At 57.7% G+C, this 21,834-nt stretch carries 21 protein-coding genes; 14 read left to right on the forward strand and 7 right to left on the reverse strand.

Annotation, left to right across the window (positions count from 1 at the left end):
* Positions 1-14 precede the first annotated feature (14 nt).
* From nrdE to QP971_RS03675, 3 genes are all read right to left on the reverse strand, one after another.
* Complete coding sequence (gene nrdE, locus QP971_RS03665) at positions 15-2,210, reverse strand: class 1b ribonucleoside-diphosphate reductase subunit alpha (protein WP_005324048.1); 2,196 nt, start codon at positions 2,208-2,210, stop codon at positions 15-17.
* Between the two features lie 50 nt (positions 2,211-2,260).
* The gene (gene nrdI, locus QP971_RS03670; protein ID WP_005324049.1) at positions 2,261-2,728 is read right to left on the reverse strand and encodes a class Ib ribonucleoside-diphosphate reductase assembly flavoprotein NrdI; all 468 of its coding nucleotides are present in this window, start codon (positions 2,726-2,728) and stop codon (positions 2,261-2,263) included.
* A 115-nt stretch (positions 2,729-2,843) separates the two neighbouring features.
* A complete protein-coding gene (locus QP971_RS03675; RefSeq protein ID WP_005324050.1) occupies positions 2,844-3,524 on the reverse strand; it encodes a metal-dependent transcriptional regulator in 681 nt (226 codons plus the stop codon).
* Between the two features lie 138 nt (positions 3,525-3,662).
* On the opposite strand from QP971_RS03675, the gene QP971_RS03680 reads away from it, so the two are divergent.
* The 6 genes from QP971_RS03680 to QP971_RS03705 all read left to right on the forward strand — a co-directional run bounded on the left by QP971_RS03680 (position 3,663) and on the right by QP971_RS03705 (position 8,975).
* Positions 3,663-4,262: an ATP-dependent Clp protease proteolytic subunit gene (locus QP971_RS03680; RefSeq protein ID WP_049377226.1), complete on the forward strand. Its 600-nt coding sequence runs from the start codon at positions 3,663-3,665 to the stop codon at positions 4,260-4,262.
* Between the two features lie 20 nt (positions 4,263-4,282).
* Positions 4,283-4,906, forward strand: coding sequence for an ATP-dependent Clp protease proteolytic subunit (locus tag QP971_RS03685; protein WP_005324052.1), 624 nt, complete (start codon positions 4,283-4,285; stop codon positions 4,904-4,906).
* A gap of 236 nt (positions 4,907-5,142) precedes the next feature.
* Complete coding sequence (locus QP971_RS03690; RefSeq protein ID WP_049377225.1) at positions 5,143-6,645, forward strand: peptide MFS transporter; 1,503 nt, start codon at positions 5,143-5,145, stop codon at positions 6,643-6,645.
* A 318-nt stretch (positions 6,646-6,963) separates the two neighbouring features.
* Positions 6,964-8,262, forward strand: a complete 1,299-nt coding sequence (locus tag QP971_RS03695) for an inorganic phosphate transporter (RefSeq protein ID WP_049377284.1) — start codon at positions 6,964-6,966, stop codon at positions 8,260-8,262.
* Between the two features lie 3 nt (positions 8,263-8,265).
* Positions 8,266-8,556, forward strand: a complete 291-nt coding sequence (locus QP971_RS03700) for a hypothetical protein (protein WP_049377224.1) — start codon at positions 8,266-8,268, stop codon at positions 8,554-8,556.
* A gap of 170 nt (positions 8,557-8,726) precedes the next feature.
* Positions 8,727-8,975: a hypothetical protein gene (locus QP971_RS03705; protein ID WP_239661049.1), complete on the forward strand. Its 249-nt coding sequence runs from the start codon at positions 8,727-8,729 to the stop codon at positions 8,973-8,975.
* A 96-nt stretch (positions 8,976-9,071) separates the two neighbouring features.
* On the opposite strand, the gene fabG is transcribed toward QP971_RS03705, so the two are convergent.
* Positions 9,072-9,839, reverse strand: coding sequence for a 3-oxoacyl-ACP reductase FabG (gene fabG / locus QP971_RS03710; protein ID WP_284810894.1), 768 nt, complete (start codon positions 9,837-9,839; stop codon positions 9,072-9,074).
* 227 nt (positions 9,840-10,066) lie between these two features.
* Here fabG and clpX point away from each other — a divergent pair, with 227 nt between their 5' ends.
* Positions 10,067-11,362, forward strand: a complete 1,296-nt coding sequence (gene clpX / locus QP971_RS03715; RefSeq protein ID WP_049377221.1) for an ATP-dependent Clp protease ATP-binding subunit ClpX — start codon at positions 10,067-10,069, stop codon at positions 11,360-11,362.
* A 69-nt stretch (positions 11,363-11,431) separates the two neighbouring features.
* Here the strand turns inward: clpX and QP971_RS03720 are convergent, their stop codons facing one another.
* On the reverse strand, positions 11,432-12,196 hold the full coding sequence (locus QP971_RS03720) for a TetR/AcrR family transcriptional regulator (RefSeq protein ID WP_049377220.1): 765 nt from the start codon (positions 12,194-12,196) through the stop codon (positions 11,432-11,434).
* 374 nt (positions 12,197-12,570) lie between these two features.
* Here QP971_RS03720 and QP971_RS03725 point away from each other — a divergent pair, with 374 nt between their 5' ends.
* The 6 genes from QP971_RS03725 (at position 12,571) to ndk (ending at position 19,221) form a co-directional block, all read left to right on the forward strand.
* A complete protein-coding gene (locus tag QP971_RS03725; protein WP_049377219.1) occupies positions 12,571-13,521 on the forward strand; it encodes a malate dehydrogenase in 951 nt (316 codons plus the stop codon).
* A gap of 80 nt (positions 13,522-13,601) precedes the next feature.
* Positions 13,602-16,322 carry a valine--tRNA ligase gene (locus QP971_RS03730; protein WP_284810895.1) on the forward strand — a complete coding sequence of 907 codons (2,721 nt, stop codon included), beginning with the start codon at positions 13,602-13,604 and terminating at the stop codon, positions 16,320-16,322.
* A complete protein-coding gene (gene folC / locus QP971_RS03735) occupies positions 16,322-17,857 on the forward strand; it encodes a bifunctional tetrahydrofolate synthase/dihydrofolate synthase (RefSeq protein ID WP_239273964.1) in 1,536 nt (511 codons plus the stop codon). The genes QP971_RS03730 and folC overlap by 1 nt, the downstream gene beginning before the upstream one ends.
* On the forward strand, positions 17,854-18,366 hold the full coding sequence (locus tag QP971_RS03740) for a DUF4233 domain-containing protein (RefSeq protein WP_049377216.1): 513 nt from the start codon (positions 17,854-17,856) through the stop codon (positions 18,364-18,366). The genes folC and QP971_RS03740 overlap by 4 nt, the downstream gene beginning before the upstream one ends.
* 54 nt (positions 18,367-18,420) lie before the next feature.
* Positions 18,421-18,732, forward strand: a complete 312-nt coding sequence (locus QP971_RS03745; protein WP_225746550.1) for a hypothetical protein — start codon at positions 18,421-18,423, stop codon at positions 18,730-18,732.
* A 78-nt stretch (positions 18,733-18,810) separates the two neighbouring features.
* Positions 18,811-19,221 (forward strand): nucleoside-diphosphate kinase, encoded by a 411-nt coding sequence (gene ndk, locus QP971_RS03750; RefSeq protein WP_005324068.1) that lies wholly within the window; start codon positions 18,811-18,813, stop codon positions 19,219-19,221.
* A gap of 269 nt (positions 19,222-19,490) precedes the next feature.
* Here ndk and QP971_RS03755 read toward each other — a convergent pair whose 3' ends face one another.
* On the reverse strand, positions 19,491-19,841 hold the full coding sequence (locus QP971_RS03755; protein ID WP_284810896.1) for an ArsR/SmtB family transcription factor: 351 nt from the start codon (positions 19,839-19,841) through the stop codon (positions 19,491-19,493).
* Between the two features lie 108 nt (positions 19,842-19,949).
* Here QP971_RS03755 and arsB point away from each other — a divergent pair, with 108 nt between their 5' ends.
* Entirely contained in the window at positions 19,950-21,014 is a 1,065-nt protein-coding gene (arsB, locus tag QP971_RS03760) for an ACR3 family arsenite efflux transporter (RefSeq protein WP_284810897.1), read from the forward strand.
* On the opposite strand, the gene QP971_RS03765 is transcribed toward arsB, so the two are convergent.
* Positions 21,011-21,778 (reverse strand): hypothetical protein, encoded by a 768-nt coding sequence (locus tag QP971_RS03765; RefSeq protein ID WP_239273962.1) that lies wholly within the window; start codon positions 21,776-21,778, stop codon positions 21,011-21,013. The two genes, arsB and QP971_RS03765, sit on opposite strands and share 4 nt — an antisense overlap.
* Between the last annotated feature and the right edge of the window lie 56 nt (positions 21,779-21,834).

The raw sequence follows: 21,834 nt of genomic DNA on the forward strand, positions 1-21,834 counted from the left end.
GGAGGACCGTGCTCCTACAAAGCACAGGAGACGCAGCCTTCGACCTCGGTTCCTTGGAGCGCGGATTGGCGTAAACGGATGTAGTAGAGGGTCTTGATTCCGGCTTTCCAGGCATAGATTTGTGCCTTGTTGATGTCCCGCGTGGTGGTATCAGCGGTAAAGAACAAGGTCAGGGAAAGCCCTTGGTCCACGTGTTGGGTGGCCATGGCGTAGGTGTCGATGATTTTTTCGTATCCCACGGCGTAGGAGTCATCGAAATACTCCAGGTTGTCGTTGGTCATTTCCGGCGCGGGGTAGTACACGCGCCCCAAGCGGCCTTCCTTGCGTATTTCAATTTTGGAGGCAATTGGGTGGATGGACGCGGTGGAGTCATTGATGTAGGAAATTGATCCAGTGGGTGGAACTGCCTGCAAGTAGGCGTTGTAGATGCCGTCTTGCATCACTTGATTCTTGAGCCGTAGCCAATCCTCGCGTTGAGGGATCTGCACGCCTGCTTCGTGGAAGAGCTGTTTTACGTGTTCAGTGGCTGGCGCCCAGTCTTGGTCGATGTATTTGTCAAAGTAGGCGCCAGTGGCATAGGTGGATTCTTCGAAGCCTGTGAATCGTTGACCTTTTTCAACCGCGAGTGCATGGGATGCGCGGAGCGCATGGTAGGTCACCGTGAGGAAATAGATATTTGTAAAGTCCAGTGCCTCGGCGCAGCCATAAGGAATACGCTGTGAAGCAAGGAAGCCGTGGAGATTCATTTGGCCCAGACCAATGGCATGCATGGAAGCATTTCCGTGAGCGATGGAGGGAACAGCTTCGATATTCGTCAGGTCTGAAACCTTCGTGAGGGCACGCACTGCGGTTTCGACGGTCTCCCCGAAGTCCGGCGATTCAAAAGCCTTCGCAATGTTGAGCGAACCTAGATTGCAGGAAATATCCTGGCCAACGGTGGTGTAGTCACCCGAAGCTCCGTAGGTCGATGGCGTGTTGACCTGGAGGATTTCGCTACACAGGTTGGACATATTGATATGCCCTTTGAGGGGATTAGCGCGGTTGACCGTATCCTCAAAGAGGATGTAGGGGTATCCGGATTCAAACTGAAGCTCAGCCAGCGTGGTGAAAAACTCGCGGGCCTTAATGGTCGTGTGAGAGATTCGCGGATTGGCAACCAGCTCGTCGTAGTACTCGGTGATGGACATGTCAGACATGGCTACGCCGTACTCGCGAGCGATGTCATACGGGCTAAAAAGATGCATATCCTTGTTCTCTTTGGCCAGACGGAAGGTTATATCTGGAATAACAACCCCCAGCGAAAGAGTCTTGATGCGGACTTTCTCATCGGCATTTTCCCGCTTGGTATCCAGGAAGCGAAGAATATCTGGATGGTGCGCATGCAGGTAGACGGCTCCAGCGCCCTGCCGGGAGCCCAATTGGTTGGCATAGCTGAAGCTATCTTCGAGAATCTTCATGACTGGGACTACGCCGGAAGCCTGGTTCTCAATCTTTTTGATCGGGGCTCCGGATTCGCGCAGATTGCTCAGCAACAGGGCCACTCCACCACCGCGCTTTGATAGTTGCAGTGCAGAGTTCACGCAGCGGCCAATGCTCTCCAAATTGTCTTCGATTCGCAGGAGGAAGCAGGAGACCATTTCGCCGCGCTGGGCTTTGCCTGCGTTGAGAAAAGTAGGGGTGGCGGGCTGGAAACGTCCGGTCATGATGTCATCCACCAGCTTTTCTGCGAGCTCTTCGTCGCCCTGTGCAAGGTATAAAGCTGTGGTGGCGACGCGTTCTTCGTAGCCTTCTAGGAATCGGGAGCCATCAAAGGTTTTCAGTGCATATGAAGTGAAGAACTTAAATGCGCCGAGGAAGGTGCGGAACTGATGCTTAACTCGATGTGCTCTGTCGTACATGGCGCACAGAAAGGCGTCATCATAAAGCTCAAGGAAATCCCGCTCGTAGTACTCGTTATCAACCAACCATTCCAAGCGTTGCTTGGTGGAATCGAACTGATGCATGCGGGGAGCGACATGGTGCGTGACATAGTCTTGTGCTGCCTGAATGTCCTTGTCAAACTGGATTTTTCCAGAAGCGTCGAACAAGTTCAGCTGCGCGTTGAGTGCGTGGTAGCTCTTGCGCTTGCCGACACCGCCGGCATTGTCTGCTGAAGCGGTGCGGGGCGTAGCGCCAATAGTCTGTGTGGGGGTGGCATCAAGAGGCCACATTGTGTTTTCCAATCTGTGTGATGCGGATGTGTTCTTCATCTTGTGGGGGATTAATGGGGTGTCATCGTTAGCTGCTTTTGCTGCTCCCAAAACTTCTGAAGGCCCTGCTTTACGGCGGCGATGTCCTTCTGGGTGCCGAGAAGCTCGAAGTGATACAGCTCCGGTACGTGGCACTTGGCGGAAATGATGCGTCCGGCGACGCAGTAAGCACTTCCGAAGTTGGTATTCCCTGAGGTAATAACGCCCCGGATAAAGGAGCGGTTGATTGGGTCATTGAGGAAGTCGATGACCTGTTTGGGGACTGCGCGTTTGAGCGAGCCGCCGCCGTAGGTGGGAACGATGAGTACGTACGGGTGTGAAACCTGGATCATCCCGGTTTTCTTGGGGCGCAGTGGAATGCGCACCGCGGGTCTATCTAAGCGTTCGACGAATCTTTTCGTGTTCTCTGAAACGCTGGAAAAGTACACCAAATCTGGTGAGTCTGACATGGCAATCCTGCTCATCCTGGCCTTAGCCATAAGTGGGGTAGGTGATATTCGAAAAGACTAACTACGCAATGCCGTAGTTGCAACTACGGTCTAACGTAGTTTTGAAAAGGGCAGGTGAGAGCAGGATTAATGCAAAGGGGAATGTCTAAAGGTTGTGGTGTGCTACAAACACTGCGTCGGTAGCTGGGCGTCCAAGTACTACCCACTGAGTGCCGCCGGCCACCTGTATTTCGAGAGAATCTGAAAAGGGCGCTCCCTCGCGCGTGCTAAGAACAGCCCCAGTGACAATGCCGCGCTCTTCAAGGAACTTCAGCAGTTGTGGGTCGGAATCAGAAATGCGTTCCACGGTCACCTGCGATTGTGCACCGCTGTCGGTGAGGCGATGCGCACTGGGGATGGTGATCTGTCCATCAACCGTAGGGATAGGATCGCCGTGCGGATCCCTAGTGGGGTAATCAAGGAACTTATCCACACGTTCTATGAGCATGTCAGACACCGCGTGTTCGAGATTTTCGGCTTCATTATGGACTTCGTCCCAGGTGTAGCCCAATGCTTGAACCAAAAAAGACTCAAGCAATCGGTGACGGCGCACCATGACCAATGCGTACTGCCTGCCAAGTTCGGTTAACTCCACAGAGCCATAGGGCGTGTGTGACACGAGCCCTTGCTTCGCCATTTTGCGCACTGCATCGGAAACCGAGGAGAGCTTGAGTCCCAGCTGTTTCGCTATAAGCGTGGCGGTAACGGGCTCGGATGACCATTCCTTTAGCCCCCAGATAGCTTTCAAATAGTTCTGGGTACTGGTGGACAGCTCGGAAACAGACATGAGTAAATGTTAACCCAGCTTCCGTGTGCGCCTTTGGCGCTGTGGCCCAACGCTCATAGCGAACAGAGGCCAAGTTTGAGAGGAATGCCGGTAAGGTGGGGCCAGTTAAAGCATTCTTCACTTGAAGGAGAACCACTAATGTCTGAGAAGATTTCAATGAACTCGTCGTCTACGGGTATGAATCTGAGCGATAGCGTGTACGAGCGCCTGTTGCGCGAGCGCATTATCTTCCTGGGAACCCAGGTCGATGATGAGATTGCGAACAAGCTGTGCGCCCAGATCCTCCTGCTGTCCGCCGAGGACCCCACTCGCGACATTTCGCTCTACATCAACTCCCCGGGTGGCTCTGTCACTGCGGGCATGGCTATTTATGACACCATGAAGTACTCGCCGTGCGATATTGCCACGTACGGCATGGGCCTGGCTGCCTCCATGGGTCAGTTCCTGCTTTCCGGCGGCACCAAGGGCAAGCGCTTCGCGCTGCCGCACGCACGCATCATGATGCACCAGCCTTCTGCCGGTGTTGGCGGTACCGCTGCGGATATCGCCATCCAGGCTGAGCAATTTGCTCAGACCAAGCGCGAGATGGCCGAGCTCATTGCCGAGCACACCGGACAGACCTTTGAGCAGATCACCAAGGACTCCGACCGTGACCGTTGGATGACCGCCCAGCAGGCCAAGGACTACGGCATTGTTGACCACGTCATTGAGTCCGTCAACGGCCCGCTGAGTAACTAGGGAATAAGGAGAAAATCACTATGAATCAGTCCCAGATGCCAAGTTCCCGCTACGTTCTGCCGTCCTTCATTGAGCAGTCCGCACAGGGCACTAAGGAAACCAATCCATATTCCAAGCTTTTTGAAGAGCGCATTATCTTCTTGGGCACCCAGGTGGATGACACTTCCGCAAATGACATTATGGCCCAGCTGCTGGTTCTGGAGAGCCAGGACCCAGACCGCGATATCACCATGTACATCAACTCGCCCGGTGGTTCCTTCACCGCGTTGATGGCTATCTATGACACCATGCGCTACGTTCGTCCCGATGTGCAGACCGTGTGCCTGGGTCAGGCTGCTTCCGCCGCCGCTGTGCTCTTGGCTGCGGGTGCGCCGGGTAAGCGTGCCGCGCTACCTAACTCCCGTGTGCTCATTCACCAGCCGGCAACTCAGGGTACTCAGGGTCAGGTTTCTGATCTGGAGATTCAGGCCGCCGAGATTGAGCGCATGCGCAAGCTGATGGAAACCACCCTGTCTGAGCACACCGGTCGTACCGCTGAGCAGATCCGCATTGATACGGATCGCGATAAGATTCTGACCGCTCAGGAAGCCGTTGAATATGGCATCATCGATACGGTCTTTGATTACCGCAAGCTCAACGCTTAATTTGGAATAACTCATTCTAGGTAGCCCCTGCCGCTCAACCGAATTCCGGTTGTGAGGCAGGGGCTTTCAGCATTGTAGGGCAGGGAAGGGGCAATGCCCGGTAATTCTTGCTGCACCCGAATGGGGTAAGTCTCTCTGCGCAATATCTGCAGGTCGTTAGGTTTATTTCTATCGTGCGACACTAAACTTATAATGACTGATTTGTGATTTAGGCCTCCAAGTGGTCAGATATTTTTATGGAGAAACACACATCTGACGCGGTGGCCCAGGCTGCTACGCCCACGCCGCAGAGCGGCGAACGTACATTCTTTGGCCACCCATGGGGCTTGGCCAACCTCTTTGGCGTGGAAATGTGGGAGCGATTTAGCTTCTATGGCATGCAAGCTCTTGTCTTGCTTTACATGTATTACTCCACTACCGATGGTGGTCTCGGCCTCGACCGAGCGGACGCGACGTCTATTGTGGGAGCCTACGGTGGCTTGGTCTACATGGCCTGCTTATTGGCTTCTCTTGTTGCTGACCGTGTCTTGGGTGCAGAACGCACACTGTTTTACTCGGCCAGCATGGTGATGCTTGGCCACATTGCTTTGGCATTTGTTCCCGAAATAACTGGTTTGGCTATTGGCCTCGTCCTTATTGCCATCGGCTCCGGCGGTGTTAAGACCACCGCGCAGGTCGTGCTTGGTGCTATGTACAGTCGCGATGACCCGCGCCGCGATGGTGGCTTCTCCATCTTCTATATGGGCGTTAATATCGGCGCGCTTGTTGGTCCGCTGCTCACCACCGCGCTGTGGGGCTGGCAGGGTTTCCATTGGGGTTTCGGTATTGCAGCAATTGGCATGGCGCTCGGCCTGATCCAGTATTCGCTCATGCGCAAGACCACCATTAAGGATGCGGGGCACGAGGTTCCAAACCCGGCTAGCCGGAAGCAATTGCTCATGGGTGTGGTGGTAGTTGCAGCCATCATCGTGGTTATGGTGGTGGCATTGGCTACCGGCGCTATTCAGGTTGATTGGCTGTCCAATATTGTCACCGCGGTTGCTCTGGTTGCAGCAATCTATCTGTGGGCACAGATGTATACCTCGAAGTTGGTGACCCGGGAGGAAAAGAACCGCCTGTTGGGGTTTATTCCGATGTTTATTTCCGGTGTTTTGTTCTTCGGAATCTTCCAGCAGCAGTTTACGGTGATGACGATTTATTCGGATGTGCGCCTGGACCGCCACATGTTTGGCTGGGAAATCCCGCCATCACTGGTGCAGTCCATTAACCCGATCTTTATTGTTATTTTCTCCGCTGTCTTCGCAACGATGTGGACGAAGCTAGGGGATAGGCAGTGGTCCACCCCAGTAAAGTTCGGCGTAGCCAATATCGTCATCGGCATCTCCTTGTTCTTCTTCCTTCCTTTCTCGGGTGCGGAAGCGAACTCCACCCCGATGTTTGTCATCGTTTTCATCCTCTTCCTTTTCACCATGGCGGAGCTCCTTCTTTCGCCGGTGGGCAATGCGCTTGCCACCAAGGTGGCGCCGGTGGCATTCCCGTCCCGCATGATGGCGGTGTGGATGATGGCGGTGGCTATGGGTACCTCGCTGGCCGGCTCCTTGGCTAGCTTCTATAACCCGGATGATGCAGGCGCGGAGAATACCTTCTTCATCTCCCTTGGTGTTGTATCCATCGTGTTGGGTGCCATCCTGCTTGTTCTAAGCCGCTGGGTGGTAAAGAAGTTCTCTACCTTCCGCTAGATGCTGTAAAACACCCTTAAATGGGAGGTATGTCGGCGTGATGTTGGCATAACTCCCTAAGTGGTTTTTATCACTCGGGTTAAGCAGGGGAGGTGGGGGCATTTAATTGGCATTAGCTGGGGAAATTTTATCCCTTTGGAATCCTCTTGGGCTCGATTCTGAGCCCCAGCAGGTTAACAAAAGGTTAACCAAAGGAAATGTTAAAGAAAAGCAATTGTCTGCGGATAGGTGCAGGAGTAATCTGCATTTCGTCCGCGACGTGTGAAGGCGCCGCAGATGCGTACCGTGTTCATCTTTTCTTTCCAAGGGGCCAACGCTGTGACAGCGACTCTGATTATCCTCGGCATTGTGGTGGTGACCGCCCTTGCCTTTGACTTTACGAACGGATTTCATGACACTGCCAACGCGATGGCTACGTCCATTGCCACCGGTGCTTTGAAGCCTTTTACCGCGGTAGCCATCTCCGCAGCGCTTAACCTTGTGGGTGCCTTCCTTTCGGTCAATGTTGCTGCGACCGTGGCAAAGGGCATTGTTAACCTTGATTCCTACGACCTGTCTGGCGCCGCCGCTGATACCGACGGCCAGGCACTGTTGATGGTCGTCTTCACTGGCCTTATCGGCGGCATCATCTGGAACCTGTTCACCTGGTTGCTGGGTATGCCGTCCAGTTCCTCCCACGCCTTGTTCGGTGGCCTTATTGGTGCCGCCTTCGCTGCGATGGGCTCGGCTGGCGTGGAGTGGTCCTCCATTGCCGGCAAGATCATTATCCCGGCCGTTGCCTCGCCTATCATCGCGGCGCTGGTTTCGGCGTGTGCCACGTTCCTTATCTACTGGGTAACCAACACCATCCCGAATAAGGCTAAGAACGAGCACTTCCGCCACGGTCAGATCGTCACTGCGTGCCTGGTGTCCCTGGCGCACGGCGCTGGCGATGCACAGAAGACCATGGGCGTTATCTTCCTGGCGCTGGTTGCCTCTGGGCATGCGGTTGCAGACGCCCGCATTCCAACCTGGGTTATCGTTTCTTGTGCTGTGGCTATCGCGGCCGGCACTCTGTCCGGCGGCTGGCGCGTTATCCGCACCCTGGGCAAGGGTCTGGTGGAGATTGAGTCCCCACAGGGCATGGCCGCTGAAGCTACTTCTGCAGCCATCATCCTCACCTCTGCTACCGGTGGTATGGCACTGTCCACCACCCACGTGTCCACCGGTTCCATTCTGGGTACCGGCCTGGGGCGCCGCGGTGCTGAGGTTCGCTGGGGTGTTGCCATGCGCATGGTGTCCGCATGGCTCATCACCTTGCCGTGCGCTGCGTTCGTGGGCTTTGCTACCTGGTGGTTGGCACACGGCGTCTCCTCCTTCACCAACGTCGCAACCGGTGCCATCGTGGACTTCGTCTTGCTGCTGGCAATGGCCGCGCTCATTGTCATCCGTTCCCGCATGAACCCGGTGGATGCTTCCAACGTCAACAACGACTGGGAACCAAACTCCGAGTCCGTGGATTCTTCCATGGGTGCGGGCTCTGACCGCAAGGAGCCAGTTGCTGCCGGCGCCGCACCAGTGTCCGCTACCAATGCGGAGGATGCCTCCGCGCCGTCTACTGTTCAAGAGGAGCGCTAAACCATGACTGCTGCAGAAATCTTCCAGTCCCTCATTCACGTTGCAGGCTTGGCGTTGGTCTTCGGCGCTGGCATTCCGCTACTTTTCTCCTTGGGCATGCGGTGTATGACCGGTGACCCCATTCGCGACGACAACGGCGTCGTTGTTGGCGATACCCCTGCAAGCCCTCAGATGAAGGTGCTTGGCTGGACTGTCTATGCGGTGCTGGCCGTAGTTATCCTGGTGGCCATCATGTGGATTGCCCGCGATACGCTGGACCACTACTTTGGCTTCACGCCGTTTGGTGACCTCTAAGTCATTGTCCTTCCTTGGGGGTAAACCTCTAATGTGTCGTGCGGCACACTTTCTTTAAGTTAACAAAAGGTTAACTTAAAGCGACCAAAGGGTTGCCTAACGAGGGTATGTCGCGTATATTCCTCTGTATCAAACAGAGAGAAAGCCACATGGAGGTGTGAGAAATGAACATGATGCGTTCTTTGATGGACGGCATCGCTGATGCGTTCAAGAGCTCCACCACTGGTACCGGCCTGGACACCATTTCGGAAGCTCCAGTTCGTGCTTTGGTGGCAGAAACCCTGCTTGACGCTGATAAGACTCCTGCTACGACCAAAGACGTTGCAGAGGCACTAGAAACCGTTACCGGTCATGCACCGGATGAACTTGAGATGCTCGATGCAGAACTTTTTCTGCTCGACTTCGACTGGCTACAGTAAGTAGCAAATGAATGAAATCCCACGAGGCCCCTCGCCGCACACTGTGTAGTGAGGGGCCTCGTGCTTTGTGCACATGGGGGGCGTCGGCAAGCGCGGCTAATCGCGCGGCGGCAGTATGGCCTCGGGAGTCTCGGGCAAGAGCTGGCCGCCATCTATGACGAGGGTTTGGCCGGTGATGTAGCCTGCCTCTTCCGAGGCTAGGAAGGCTGCCGCAGTGCCAATATCGCGCGGGGTGCCTAGGCGGTGCAGCGGTACTGACCGCGTCATTTGATCGAGGTACTCCTGGCCTTGGGTCTCGAGGCCCTCGGTGAGGATATTGCCTGGGAGGACGCCGTTAATGGTGATGCCATCGCGGGCCACTTCCAGCGCGGCTGAACGCATAAACCCCTGCTGGGCGGCCTTGGAGGCGCCGTAGTGGGCCCAACCCGGAAAGCCCGTGTGTGAGCCGGTGATAGATGTGGTGATGACGATGCGCCCATAGCGGCGTTGCTTGAGGTAGGGGAGTGCCTCTTGGACCACCTTGAAGGTGCCGTGGGTGTTGATGGCAAACATCGCCTCCCACTTTTCATCGGTCATCTCTGCCAGCGGACAGTTGGGAAAGACCCCGGCATTGGAGCACACAATGTCGAAGCCGCTGTGCTCGGCAGTGACCTGGCGATACAGGTCCTTAATCGAAGCGCGGTCGGTGACGTCCACGCGAATGGCGCTGGCACCCAACTCCTTAGCGGTAGCGGTGGCGTGGTCGAGGTCGATATCGGCGATGACAACGGTGGCGCCGGCCTCCCGCAGCGAGGCGACGATGCCGCGGCCAATGCCGGAGGCGCCGCCGGTGACAATGGCTACTCGTCCTGTGAGATCGAACATTATGCTCCTGTTCCTAAAAGGGGTGGGATGAGGGTGATTTCACCTTCTAGTTTAGGCCGCAGGAGCAGGAAAGGCCTGGGAAATTCGCCACGCGGGAGGGAATGAATGAAGGGCCTGTCGGGTTGATTTACTAAGGTAGAAACAGATGAAGATTAAGCCGCTCGGAAGGGTAGAATCGTCCTTCCAACTGTGGATAGCGGTACGAAAAGCGAGTGTGAAAGAACTTAATGGCACGTATGCAAGAAAGCGCTGACCTGCTCAAGTGTTCCTTTTGTGGCAAGAGTCAGAAGCAGGTGAAAAAGCTCATCGCCGGCGGCGGTGTCTACATCTGCGATGAGTGCATCGAGCTATGCAATGAGATCATCGAAGAGGAACTGGGCCAAGAGCAGGCGCAGGAATCCTCCGATGCGGAGGTGCGCCTGCCTCGACCCTCGCAGATTTCCGCCTTCCTTGATAAGTACGTCATCGGCCAAGACAAGGCCAAGCGCGTGTTGTCTGTGGCAGTGTATAACCACTACAAGCGCATCAAGGCCGAAGAGTCGGCCGCATTGGAGGCCCGCCGCAAGAAGGCCGAGGGCGATGAGGTGGAGATTTCTAAGTCCAATATCTTGATGTTGGGCCCCACCGGTTCCGGTAAGACCTACCTAGCGCAGACCTTGGCCCGGCTTCTCGATGTCCCCTTTGCCATCGCCGATGCCACCAGCCTCACCGAGGCCGGCTACGTGGGCGAAGATGTGGAAAATATCCTCCTGAAGCTGCTGCAGGCCGCGGACTTTGACGTGGAGCGTGCCCAGCGCGGCATCATCTACGTCGATGAGGTGGACAAGATTTCCCGCAAGTCCGAAAATCCGTCCATTACCCGCGATGTCTCCGGTGAGGGCGTGCAGCAGGCGCTGCTGAAGATTCTAGAAGGCACCGTGGCGGCCATTCCGCCGCAAGGCGGCCGCAAGCACCCGAATCAGGAGTTTATCCAGCTGGATACCTCCAATATCTTGTTCATTGTGGCCGGCGCCTTCGCAGGCCTGGATCAGGTCATTGCGGATCGCGTGGGCAAGAAAGGCGTGGGCTTTGGCGCCAACTTGGATACCAAGGACGAGCGCGAAAAGGTTGACCTTTTCTCCCAGGTGCGTCCCGAGGACCTAGTGAAGTTCGGCCTTATTCCAGAGTTCATCGGCCGCCTACCTGTCGTGGCCACGGTGGATAACCTGGACCGTGAATCCCTGGTGAAGGTGCTCACCGAGCCAAAGAACTCGCTGGTTAAGCAGTACAGCCGCCTCTTCGAGATGGATGACTGCGAATTGGAGATTGAGCCTGCGGCTTTGGATGCCATCGCGGAGCTCGCCTTGGAGCGCAAGACGGGTGCGCGTGGCCTGCGCGCCATCATGGAAGAGCTTTTAGTCCCGGTCATGTACGATCTGCCGGACCGCGAAGACATCGCCACGGTGCATATCACCCCAGAGTGCGTGACCGAAGGCGCGGAGCCGCAGTTTAGCTATAAGGATGAGGCAAAAGAATCTGCCTAAGGGCTCTCCGCTTACATCCTTGCCACTGTCCGCAGGCAGGGTAGGGCGTGGGTCGGAAGGTCCGCGCTATTACTCCTCGCTGTAGATATCCTGCGGGGAGGCCTCGTCGCCTTCCTTGGTATCGAACGAGGACGAGGTGAGGTAGGACTCGTGGCCCGAGGCCGGAATATTGGCGGTCAAAAACGCCAGCACAGCATCAACGGTGAGCCTATGCATGCCGTCGATATTTTCTTGGGTATTGAAATTAACGCCCAGCATGTTTTCCACCATCACCTGGTTGGTTACGCGGTAGACCGTCAACGAGGAAATCAGGGTGAAAATGTCATTGGCGGAGATGCCGGGGCGGAAGGCGCCGGCATCTTGGCCCAAGAGCAGCAGGCGGTCGAGGTGGAGGGCTACCCCGGCGACGTCGGCAATAGCCTGCTGTGCTGGGTCCAGAATCTGCTGGTTAGTTTCCCACACCAGCATGCGGATGGCCTCCGGGTTGGCTACGCGCTCGCGAAAGAGCCAATCCACCAGCTTGCGCACGCCTTCGACCGGAACCGTGGTATCGATTTCCAGGGCATCCTCAGGCGGATTGAGGCGCTGCGCGGCGGTGCTCAGCGCTCGTAGGTAAAGGCCCTTCTTATCACCAAAGTGGTAATGGATCATGCGCTTGGACATGCCGGATTCTTGGGCGATGGATTCCAGCTTGGTTTCTGCAAAGCCAAAGCGAGAAAACTGCTTGATCGCAACGTCCACCACGGAGTCAATGCTGACGGACTCCGCGTGGGCCGCGAGAGCAGAATCTGCCTGGTCTGCAGCTTGCAGTGGGTCAGTATTCTCAGTGCTCATTGCGTAAGTCCTTAATCCTTGCGGCGCGGCGGTGGCGCGGTGAACTGATGTCTCATAGTGCGGGAGTAGGAAATCCCTAGGCATTCTGGGTGTGCAGCGTGGGGGAGTGTCCCGCATTTCCTTTTCCTATCATGCCCGATTAATCACCCCGTGCGGGAGTATCTGGCCCATTGGGGGCGCTAATTTGGAGGTAAATGGGGGTAATTTAACGCAAGTGCTCTAGATATTCCCTCCAAAAGAGGGGGGCCAGATTCACAGCGCGGATGCTGGCAGTGGGGCTAAGCTCGGTGGTGGATTACATTCCGTGGCGGTGCGAGCACACTGGCTCGCGTGTGCCGCCCATGTCGCAGCCATTATTGAGGAGGCTTTACACCATGACCCAGCCCGTCAAAATCACTGTCACCGGCGCCGCCGGCAACATCGCCTATTCGCTGCTGTGGCGCATTGCTGCCGGTGATGTGTACGGAAAAGACACCCCGGTAGACCTAGCGTTGCTGGAAATTCCCGCTGCCGTGGAAAAGGCCCACGGCGTAGCCATGGAGCTCAATGACTCCGCCCTGCCGCTGGTTAACTCCATTACGGTTACTGATGATCTCAAGGAAGCCTTTGAAAACACCTCCGCTGCCTTCCTTGTCGGCGCTCGCCCACGCAGCAAGGGAATGGAGCGCGCCGACCTGCTGGAAGCCAATGGCGCCATCTTCACCAAGCAGGGCAAGGCCATCAATGACTACGCCGCGCGCGATGTCCGCGTGCTCGTAGTGGGCAACCCGGCTAATACCAATGCGCTCATCGCGGCGAATAATGCACCGGACTTGGATGATTCCCAGTTCACTGCCCTCATGCGCTTGGACCACAACCGCACCTTGAGCCAGCTAGCGCTAAAGACCGGCAAATCCACTACTGATTTCACCAAGGTCGCGGTCTGGGGCAACCATTCTGCTAGCCAGTTCCCGGATATTACCTATTCCAACGCTGAGGTGGACCAGGAGTGGTACCGAGAGGAAATGATCCCCAAGGTGGCCAAGCGCGGTGCGGAAATTATTGAGGTACGCGGCAGCTCCTCGGCCGCTTCGGCGGCGTCGGCAGCCGTGGACCACATGCATGACTGGATCCATGGCACCGAAGATTGGCGCACCGCGGCGGTAGTATCGGACGGATCCTACGGCGTTGACAAGGGCCTTATTTGCGGATTCCCCACAGTCAGCCGCAATGGCCAGTGGGAGATTGTGCAGGGGCTCGAGCTCACTGAATTCCAAAAGGAGCGCATCGAGGCCTCTGTGGCCGAGCTGCGCGAGGAGCGCAAGGCCGTGGCGGACCTGCTCTAAAACCTGCTCGGTGCGCACCTCATACTCGGTGCGCACCCTGCCTGGCTGAGCCGGTTGACGCGCAAGGTAGAATCGGCCAGGTGACTGAGCAAAATAATGAGCAATTAGTTGGTACCAACCGCGCCGATGCGCTGCCTAAGTCGTGGGAGCCGCAGGCCGTAGAGAAGGACCTCTATGAGGGATGGGTAGAAAAGGGCTACTTCACTCCGGATGCGAATTCGGAGGCCGAGCCCTATTCCATCGTGCTGCCGCCGCCGAATGTGACCGGTCAGCTGCATATGGGCCACGCATTGGACCACACGCTGATTGATTCCATTATTCGCCGCAAGCGCATGCAGGGCTACGCCACCCTGTGGCTGCCCGGTGCCGATCACGCCGGCATTGCCACCCAGACCAAGGTCGAGGCCAAGCTCAAGGAGACCGAGGGCAAGAAGCGCTGGGATTATGAGCGCGAAGAATTCATTGGCAAGGTCTGGGAATGGAAGGAGCAGTACGGCGGCACCATCCAGAACCAGATGCGGGCCATCGGCGACTCCGTAGACTGGTCCCGCGAGCGTTTCACCTTGGATGATGGCCTCTCCCGCGCCGTCCAGACCATCTTTAAGAACCTCTACGACGAGGGCATGATCTACCAGGCCAACCGCCTGGTGAACTGGTCGCCGGTGCTAGAGACCGCAGTGTCCGATATCGAGGTGGTGTACAAGGACGTCGAGGGCGAGCTGGTGTCCATCCGCTATGGCTCGCTCAATGACGATGAACCGCACCTCATCGTGGCCACCACCCGTGTGGAGACCATGCTGGGTGACGTTGCCATTGCCGTCCACCCAGACGATGAGCGCTACGCCGACTTGGTGGGCAAGGAGCTGCCGCACCCGTTCCGCGATGACCTGACGCTCAAGATCATCGCCGATGACTACGTAGACATGGAATTCGGTACCGGTGCGGTGAAGATCACCCCGGCACACGACCCGAATGACTACGCGATGGGCACCCGCCACAACTTGGAGATGCCTACCGTTATCGATACCACCGGCCACATTGCCAATACTGGCACCCGCTTCGACGGACTGACCCGCGAGGAAGCCCGCGTGGAGATCCGCGAGGCGCTGCGCGAGCAGGGCCGCATTGTTAAGGAAATCCGCCCGTACGTCCACTCCGTGGGTCACTCGGAGCGCTCCGGCGAGCCCATCGAGCCGCGCCTGTCCCTGCAGTGGTTCGTGGACGTAGCCAAGATGGCCAAGGCCTCTGGCGACGCCGTGCGCGAGGGCGATACCACCCTGCACCCGCAGTCGCTCGAGCCGCGCTACTTCGAGTGGGTCGATGACATGCACGATTGGTGCATCTCTCGCCAGCTGTGGTGGGGCCACCGCATTCCTATCTGGTACGGGCCAGAAGGTGAGGACGGCCAGCGAGACATCGTCTGTGTCGGCCCTGATGAGGAGCCGCCGGCAGGATACGAGCAGGATCCGGACGTGCTGGATACCTGGTTCTCCTCCGCGCTGTGGCCATTTTCCACCCTGGGCTGGCCAGAAAAGACCCCGGATCTGGAGAAGTTCTATCCCACCAACGTGCTGGTCACCGCCTATGACATCTTGTTCTTCTGGGTGGCCCGCATGATGATGTTCGGCACCTTTGCCGGCACCCACACCCCGGAGCTTTTGGGTGAGGGTACCGATGGCCGCCCGCAGGTTCCGTTCAAGGACCTGTACCTGCACGGCTTGGTCCGCGATGAGCAGGGCCGCAAGATGTCTAAGTCCTTGGGAAACGGCATTGACCCGATGGATTGGGTGCGCGATTACGGTGCGGATGCCCTACGCTTTACCCTTGCCCGCGGCGCCAACCCCGGCGTGGACCTGCCGCTTGGCTCTGATGCCGCCGCGGCCGCCCGCAACTTTGCTACCAAGCTCTTTAACGCCACCAAGTTCGCGCTTATGAACGGCGCTGGAGTGTCCACGCTGCCGAACCGGGCGGAGCTTAGCGACGCCGACCGCTGGATCCTCGACCGCGCCGAAGAGGTTCGCGCCAAGGTGGATGCCTACCTGGATGACTACCAGTTTGCTAAGGCCAACGAGCTGCTCTACCACTTCACCTGGGACGAGCTGTGTGACTGGTACTTGGAGATTGCCAAGACCCAGATCCCGCGCGATGGCGTAAGCGAGCAGGGTCGCAATACCCAGATCGTGTTGGGTCGCGTGCTCGACGTTGTTCTGCGCCTGCTGCACCCGACCATGCCATTCGTCACCGAGGTGCTGTGGAAGGCGCTGACCGGCGGCGAGTCCATCGTCGTGGCACCATGGCCAACCGTTGCCGATACCAATGGTGGCGCCACCAAGGATGAGGTGGCCGCCCGCCGCATCGAGGACGCCGATAAGCTCATCACCGAGCTGCGCCGCTTCCGATCCGACCAGGGCGTAAAGCCTTCCCAGAAGGTGCCGGGCCGCCTCGACTTTGCCGCAGCGGATCTCGCCGGCCAAGAGGAACTGGTGCGCAATCTGGCCAATACCACCGCCCCGGGCGAGGATTTCGATCCTTCCGCCTCCATCGAGGTACGCCTTTCCCAGGCCACCGTGGAGGTCACCCTGGATACCCACGGCGCCGTGGACGTAGAAGCCGAGCGCAAGCGCCTGGAAAAGGACCTGGCCAAGGCCAATAAGGAACTGGAGCAAACCGGCAAGAAGCTGGGCAACGAGAACTTCTTGTCCAAGGCACCGGAAGAAGTGGTCAATAAGATCAAGGAGCGCCAGCAGATCGCCCGCGAAGAGGTCGAGCGCATCACCAGCCGTTTGGAGGGCCTGAAGTAGTGGCGGACAAGGACAAGGAGACTGAGGACTTCGAAATCGTCGATGCCCTCAAAGAAGGCACCGATGGTGGCCCGGTGGAAATCACCGAGTCCGGCCTGACTCTCAACTTGGGCATGGGCAGCGAGGACGAGTACAACGAGGCCGCACCACAAGAGGTGTCGGCTGAGGAGTTGCGCGCCCTTGCGGAGGTGGAAGAAGAGCTCAATGAGCGCTGGCCCGAGACCAAGATTGAGCCTTCCCTTGATCGCATCGAGATGCTCATGGATTTGCTGGGCCACCCTGAGCGTTCCTTCGATGTCATCCACATTGCCGGCACCAACGGCAAGTCCTCTACCGCGCGCATGGTGGATTCGCTCCTGCGGGCCTTCCACCGCCGCGTCGGCCTGGTCACCAGCCCGCACCTGCAGCGCGTCACGGAGCGCATCGGCATCGATGGCCAGCCCATCCATCCGCGCGATTATGTGCGCATCTGGCACGAGATTAAGCCTTTTGTGGAGATGGTCGATGCGCAGTCGGACGTTCCCATGTCCAAGTTCGAGGTCCTCGTCGGCTTGTCCTATGCCGCGTTTGCCGACGCCCCCGTGGACGTCGCCGTAGTAGAAGTCGGCCTTGGCGGCCGGTGGGATGCCACCAACGTGGTCAATGCGGACGTTTCCGTCATTACTCCGGTGGGCTTGGACCACACGGATTACCTGGGCGATACCCTCGCAGAGATTGCCGGTGAAAAGGCGGGCATTATCAAGCCGCGTGAGGATGCCGATGACCCGCTGACCCCGAATGAAAATATCGTGGTCATCGCCGAACAGGACCCGGAAGCAATGCGGGTTATCTTACAGCAGGCCGTGGATGTGGAGGCGGGCGTGGCCCGCTCCGGTTCCGAGTTTGCCGCCCTCGAGTCCCGCATCGCTGTTGGCGGCCAGCAGGTCAATATCCAGGGCCTTGGCGGTCTGTACGAGGATATTTTCCTACCCCTGCACGGCGAGCACCAGGCCAAAAATGCCGCCGTGGCCCTTGCTGCGGTGGAGGCATTCTTCGGCGCCTCGGCCGGCCACCCGCTGGATGTTGCGACCGTGCGCAATGGCTTTGCCCAAGCGATTTCGCCCGGCCGCCTGGAGCGCGTGCGCACCTCGCCGACGACGTTTATTGACGCCGCCCATAATCCACATGGCGCCAAGGCACTAGGTGCTGCACTGGACCGCGATTTCGACTTCGCCCGCCTCATCGGTGTGCTCTCGATCTTCGCGGATAAGGACGCTACCGGCATCCTTACCGCGCTAGAGCCGTACCTCACCGAGGTAGTCATCACCCAAAACTCCTCGCCGCGCGCCCTCGATGCCTACGACTTGGCAGAGACCGCCCGCGATATCTTTGGCGAGGAGCGCGTACACGTAGCCGATAACCTGCCGGGCGCCTATGCCCAGGCCGTGGAGCTTGCCGAGGACGCCGAGGTCCAGTCCGGCTCCGGCATCATCATCACCGGCTCGGTCGTCACCGCTGGTGATGCCCGCGCGATGTTTGGAAAGGAACCTGCATGAGTCGCGACAATCACCACCCAGGCGGAGAGCGCCAACCCCGCCCGCCCCGCAGCAGCCGTGCCCGCGGCCGCGAGGAACATATCCCTGAAAGCGAGATCGGACCCCTCGGCATGGGCCAAGCCCCAGTCAAGGACCCACTTAAAAGCTTCAACGGGATGGTCATTGCCAGCTCCCTGACCATGGAGGCGCTCGCCCTATCCTTCGCACTGCCGATGCTGTACAAGCTGTATGACGGTACCTTGTGGACCCCCTTCAACTACGGCTTTGTCATCGCCGCAGTGGTATTCCACCTCGTGATGATCGCGTTCATGAATAAGAAGTGGGCGCTGTCTGTCATCGTATGGGCGCAGCTGTTGTGCGTCATTGTGGGCTTTATGGTCCACTGGGCCGTGGCCGCCATCTTCATCATCTTTGGCATGGAGTGGCTGCTGGCCGTCTACCTGCGCAGCAACCTCATCGCCCGCATGAAGCGCGGATACCTCACCACGCAGCACCTCAACGAGAAATAGCACGGTAGCCTTGACGCCTTCGGCGAGTGGGCAAGACGCGATAGACTGGCGGCCATGCGCACTCTCTATCTCGTCCTTGCCGCACTCGCCTGCGTCGCCGCAGTGGTAGCCCGCGCCGCTACGGGAACGCCGTGGCTACCGCTAGTCGCCCTCATTATTGGCGGTGTTTTTCTGGTTTTGGCCCTGCGGAGCAACTTCGAACCGGCCAAAGAAGCCACCTTCGAGGATTTGGATAAGGAACAGCGCGCGGAGCTGCAACGCCTGCTGGCCAATGGCCAGTTTGGCGCCGCAGTAGGCCAAGTGCGCCTGTGGTTTCGAGGCACCTCGCAGGAGCGTGCCGAAGAGATAGTTAAACAACTCGCATAGCCCTGGACCCCATACTTTTACCCCAAAGGAATACCCCAGCGCGCGACGCATGCGTGCGGTTTCGGTACAGTGTGGGGCATGACTGAACGTACACTGATTCTCATCAAGCCGGACGGCGTAAAGAACGGCCACGTAGGCGAAATCATCTCCCGCATCGAGCGCAAGGGCCTGAAGCTGGCTGAGCTCGACCTGCGCGTTGCTGACCGCGAGACCGCGGAGAAGCACTACGAGGAGCACAAGGATAAGCCATTCTTCGGTGACCTCGTCGAGTTCATCACCTCCGCACCGCTTATCGCTGGTGTTGTCGAGGGCGAGCGCGCCATCGAGGCATGGCGCCAGCTGGCCGGTGGCACCGACCCGGTCTCCAAGGCCACCCCGGGCACCATCCGCGGCGACTTCGCTCTGACCGTTGGCGAGAACATCGTGCACGGCTCTGACTCCCCTGAGTCTGCAGAGCGCGAGATCGCTATCTGGTTCCCGAACCTCTAAACGTCTGCGCACTTAGCGCATCGTTCAGCCCGAGCCTGTAGGCTCGGGCTTTATTTATTGCTTGACCCATAAGCCCAGACGTAGAGCCGCAAACCGAGTATCCGGCCCTATCCTGAATAAATATTGCAACGGCAAAGCCGCAAATACGTAGAGAGGCAGAACTTAAGCAGGGGTTTGTTCTGGGAGTTGAAGGTGCCTAACGCGGCAGATCATTGCTGAGGATATTGCACGCGAGGTCATTCACTTCGCAGACTAGGACTGGAGTTCTCCTAATCGAAGGAGAGTAACTGGCGCAGTGTGCGGAAGGCTTCCTTTTGCACTCGATGGGTAACGGTACGGCCCGATTGTTGCTTGATTAAAAGACCGGATTTCCTCAACTTACCGAGGTGATGAGATACCGTCGGTTGGCTAAGGCCGGAAAGCGCGGTCAACTCCGTAACGCTCATCGGTCCGCAGCCCTCGTCGCACAATATGGATAGCAGGCGCAGGCGGGTTGGGTCAGCAAGTACTTTAAATTGCTGGGAAAAGCGGAGGGAGTCGCCCTGGCTGAGCGGGCCACTGCTCAGGGAACAGCACTGTGCATCCGGGGTGTTGTCGGCATTGCTAGGGGAGGAGTCCATGCACACAGTATAAGGAGCCTTCCTCCCACTCCGTTATATTGACGAGTATCAATATGGGTGATTAAAGTACTGATCGAAAGTTGAATTCCTCGTCGCACAAGGAGAGCCATGGCCGTTACGCAACGCCCAAAGTTGTCATTTCTCGATAGATTCCTTCCCGTTTGGATCATCATGGCCATGGCTGTGGGGCTATTGATAGGCCACTTCCTGCCAGGCATTGGAGAAGCACTGTCTGCTCTAGAGGTTGGCGGTATTTCTCTTCCAATCGCGCTGGGCCTGCTAGTTATGATGTATCCGCCCCTGGCTAAAGTCCGCTATGAAAAGACCCGAGATATTGCTGCCGATGGCCGGTTGATGGTGGTATCGATTGTGTTGAACTGGCTGGTGGGGCCTGCAGTGATGTTCACCCTGGCGTGGATTTTTCTTGCCGATCAGCCAGAGCTGCGAACCGGCCTGATTATCGTTGGGCTAGCCCGTTGTATCGCAATGGTCCTTGTGTGGTCCGATCTCTCCTGCGCCGATCGGGAGGCCACCGCCGTTCTTGTCGCCATAAACTCTGTATTCCAGGTAGCCATGTTCGGTGTGCTGGGATGGTTCTATTTGCAGATTTTGCCAGGGTGGTTGGGGCTAGATACCACCTCTGCTGATTTCTCTTTCTGGTCCATCGTCACCGCGGTCCTCGTATTTTTGGGAGTCCCCCTGCTGCTTGGTGTGCTCTCACGGGTCTGGGGTGAGAAAGTCAAAGGCCGCGAATGGTTTGAAAACCGCTTCCTTCCGGCAGTTTCTCCCTTGGCGATGATCGGCTTGCTCTATACCATTGTGTTGCTGTTCTCCCTGCAGGGAGAACAGTTGGTAGCGCGGCCCACGGCGGTGATCAAGGTTGCGATTCCGTTGGTCATCTACTTTGTTGGAATGTTTTTCCTAGCTTTGGGTGTAGCAAAGGTCGTGGGAATGAACTACGCGCAATCCGCTTCCGTAGCATTTACCGCAGCTGGTAATAATTTCGAACTAGCCATCGCGGTTTCCATTGGCACTTTTGGGGCGGCGTCGGCACAGGCTCTCGCCGGTACCATCGGGCCGCTTATTGAAATTCCGGTACTTGTCGGACTCGTGTACGTAATGCTCTGGATAGGGCCGAAGCTTTTCCCCGGAGACAAAAGCTTGCCAAATTAACGCCGGCCCACTTGATACAAACAGCGAACCCCAGTCGGCGTGATGGTGATGGTCCACTTTGCGGGCGCGGTGCGCAGGCCCATTCGGCTTAGCTTCACCAGGTCCGCCTTTGCCAAAGCATCGAGGTGCTCGCATAGAGGGTCGAGGTCTACTCGCATGAACTTCGAGAGGGCAGTGGAATTAATCGTGTTTCCCTGCACCGCGCCGGTGGCGACGAGGGCGGTGAGGATGTCCGAGTGGGCGTCGGCAAGCTGCAAACGAGCCTCCGTAACCCCGTCGAGCGGGTCCTTTTCCAAAATCTTGTTGATGCGGCGCCGGCCGATGCGGAAGGACTGAGAAAACATGCCCCATATGCCCAGCGGCAAGCCAAAGGCCCACCATGCCCCGGACAGAATTCCGGCAACGGGCGGGGCCAGCTCTACCTCTGGAAGCAGGTTGGCCGCGCTCAGTGGTGCCATGATCAATGGCGCAGCTATCGGGATAAACGGGGCGATATAGGCAATCGTGGGATAGTCGCCATCGCGGAATTCCTCTTGCGCAGCGTTGATGCCGCGCGGGTAATTGCGGATGAGGTGCACCAACCCCAGCACCGCAAAAACGGCAAAAACACCGGCTCCCATCAACATATAATCCACGCCTGTGTTGGCGAAGCCAACGGCAAAGCCGGCCGGCACGCCGAAGTAAAGCGCCGAGCGCACTGGGACTTCATTGCGGTGCCGATGCTGCGCCAGCTCGCGGGCGGGGATTCGTGTTAGTTCTGCCACCCCGCCAACATAACACCGCCTGCCAGCTTGGCCGCGGTTCTGTGCCACAATGGGGG

The organism is Corynebacterium marquesiae, assembly GCF_030229635.1.
Taxonomy (GTDB): Bacteria; Actinomycetota; Actinomycetes; order Mycobacteriales; family Mycobacteriaceae; genus Corynebacterium; species Corynebacterium marquesiae.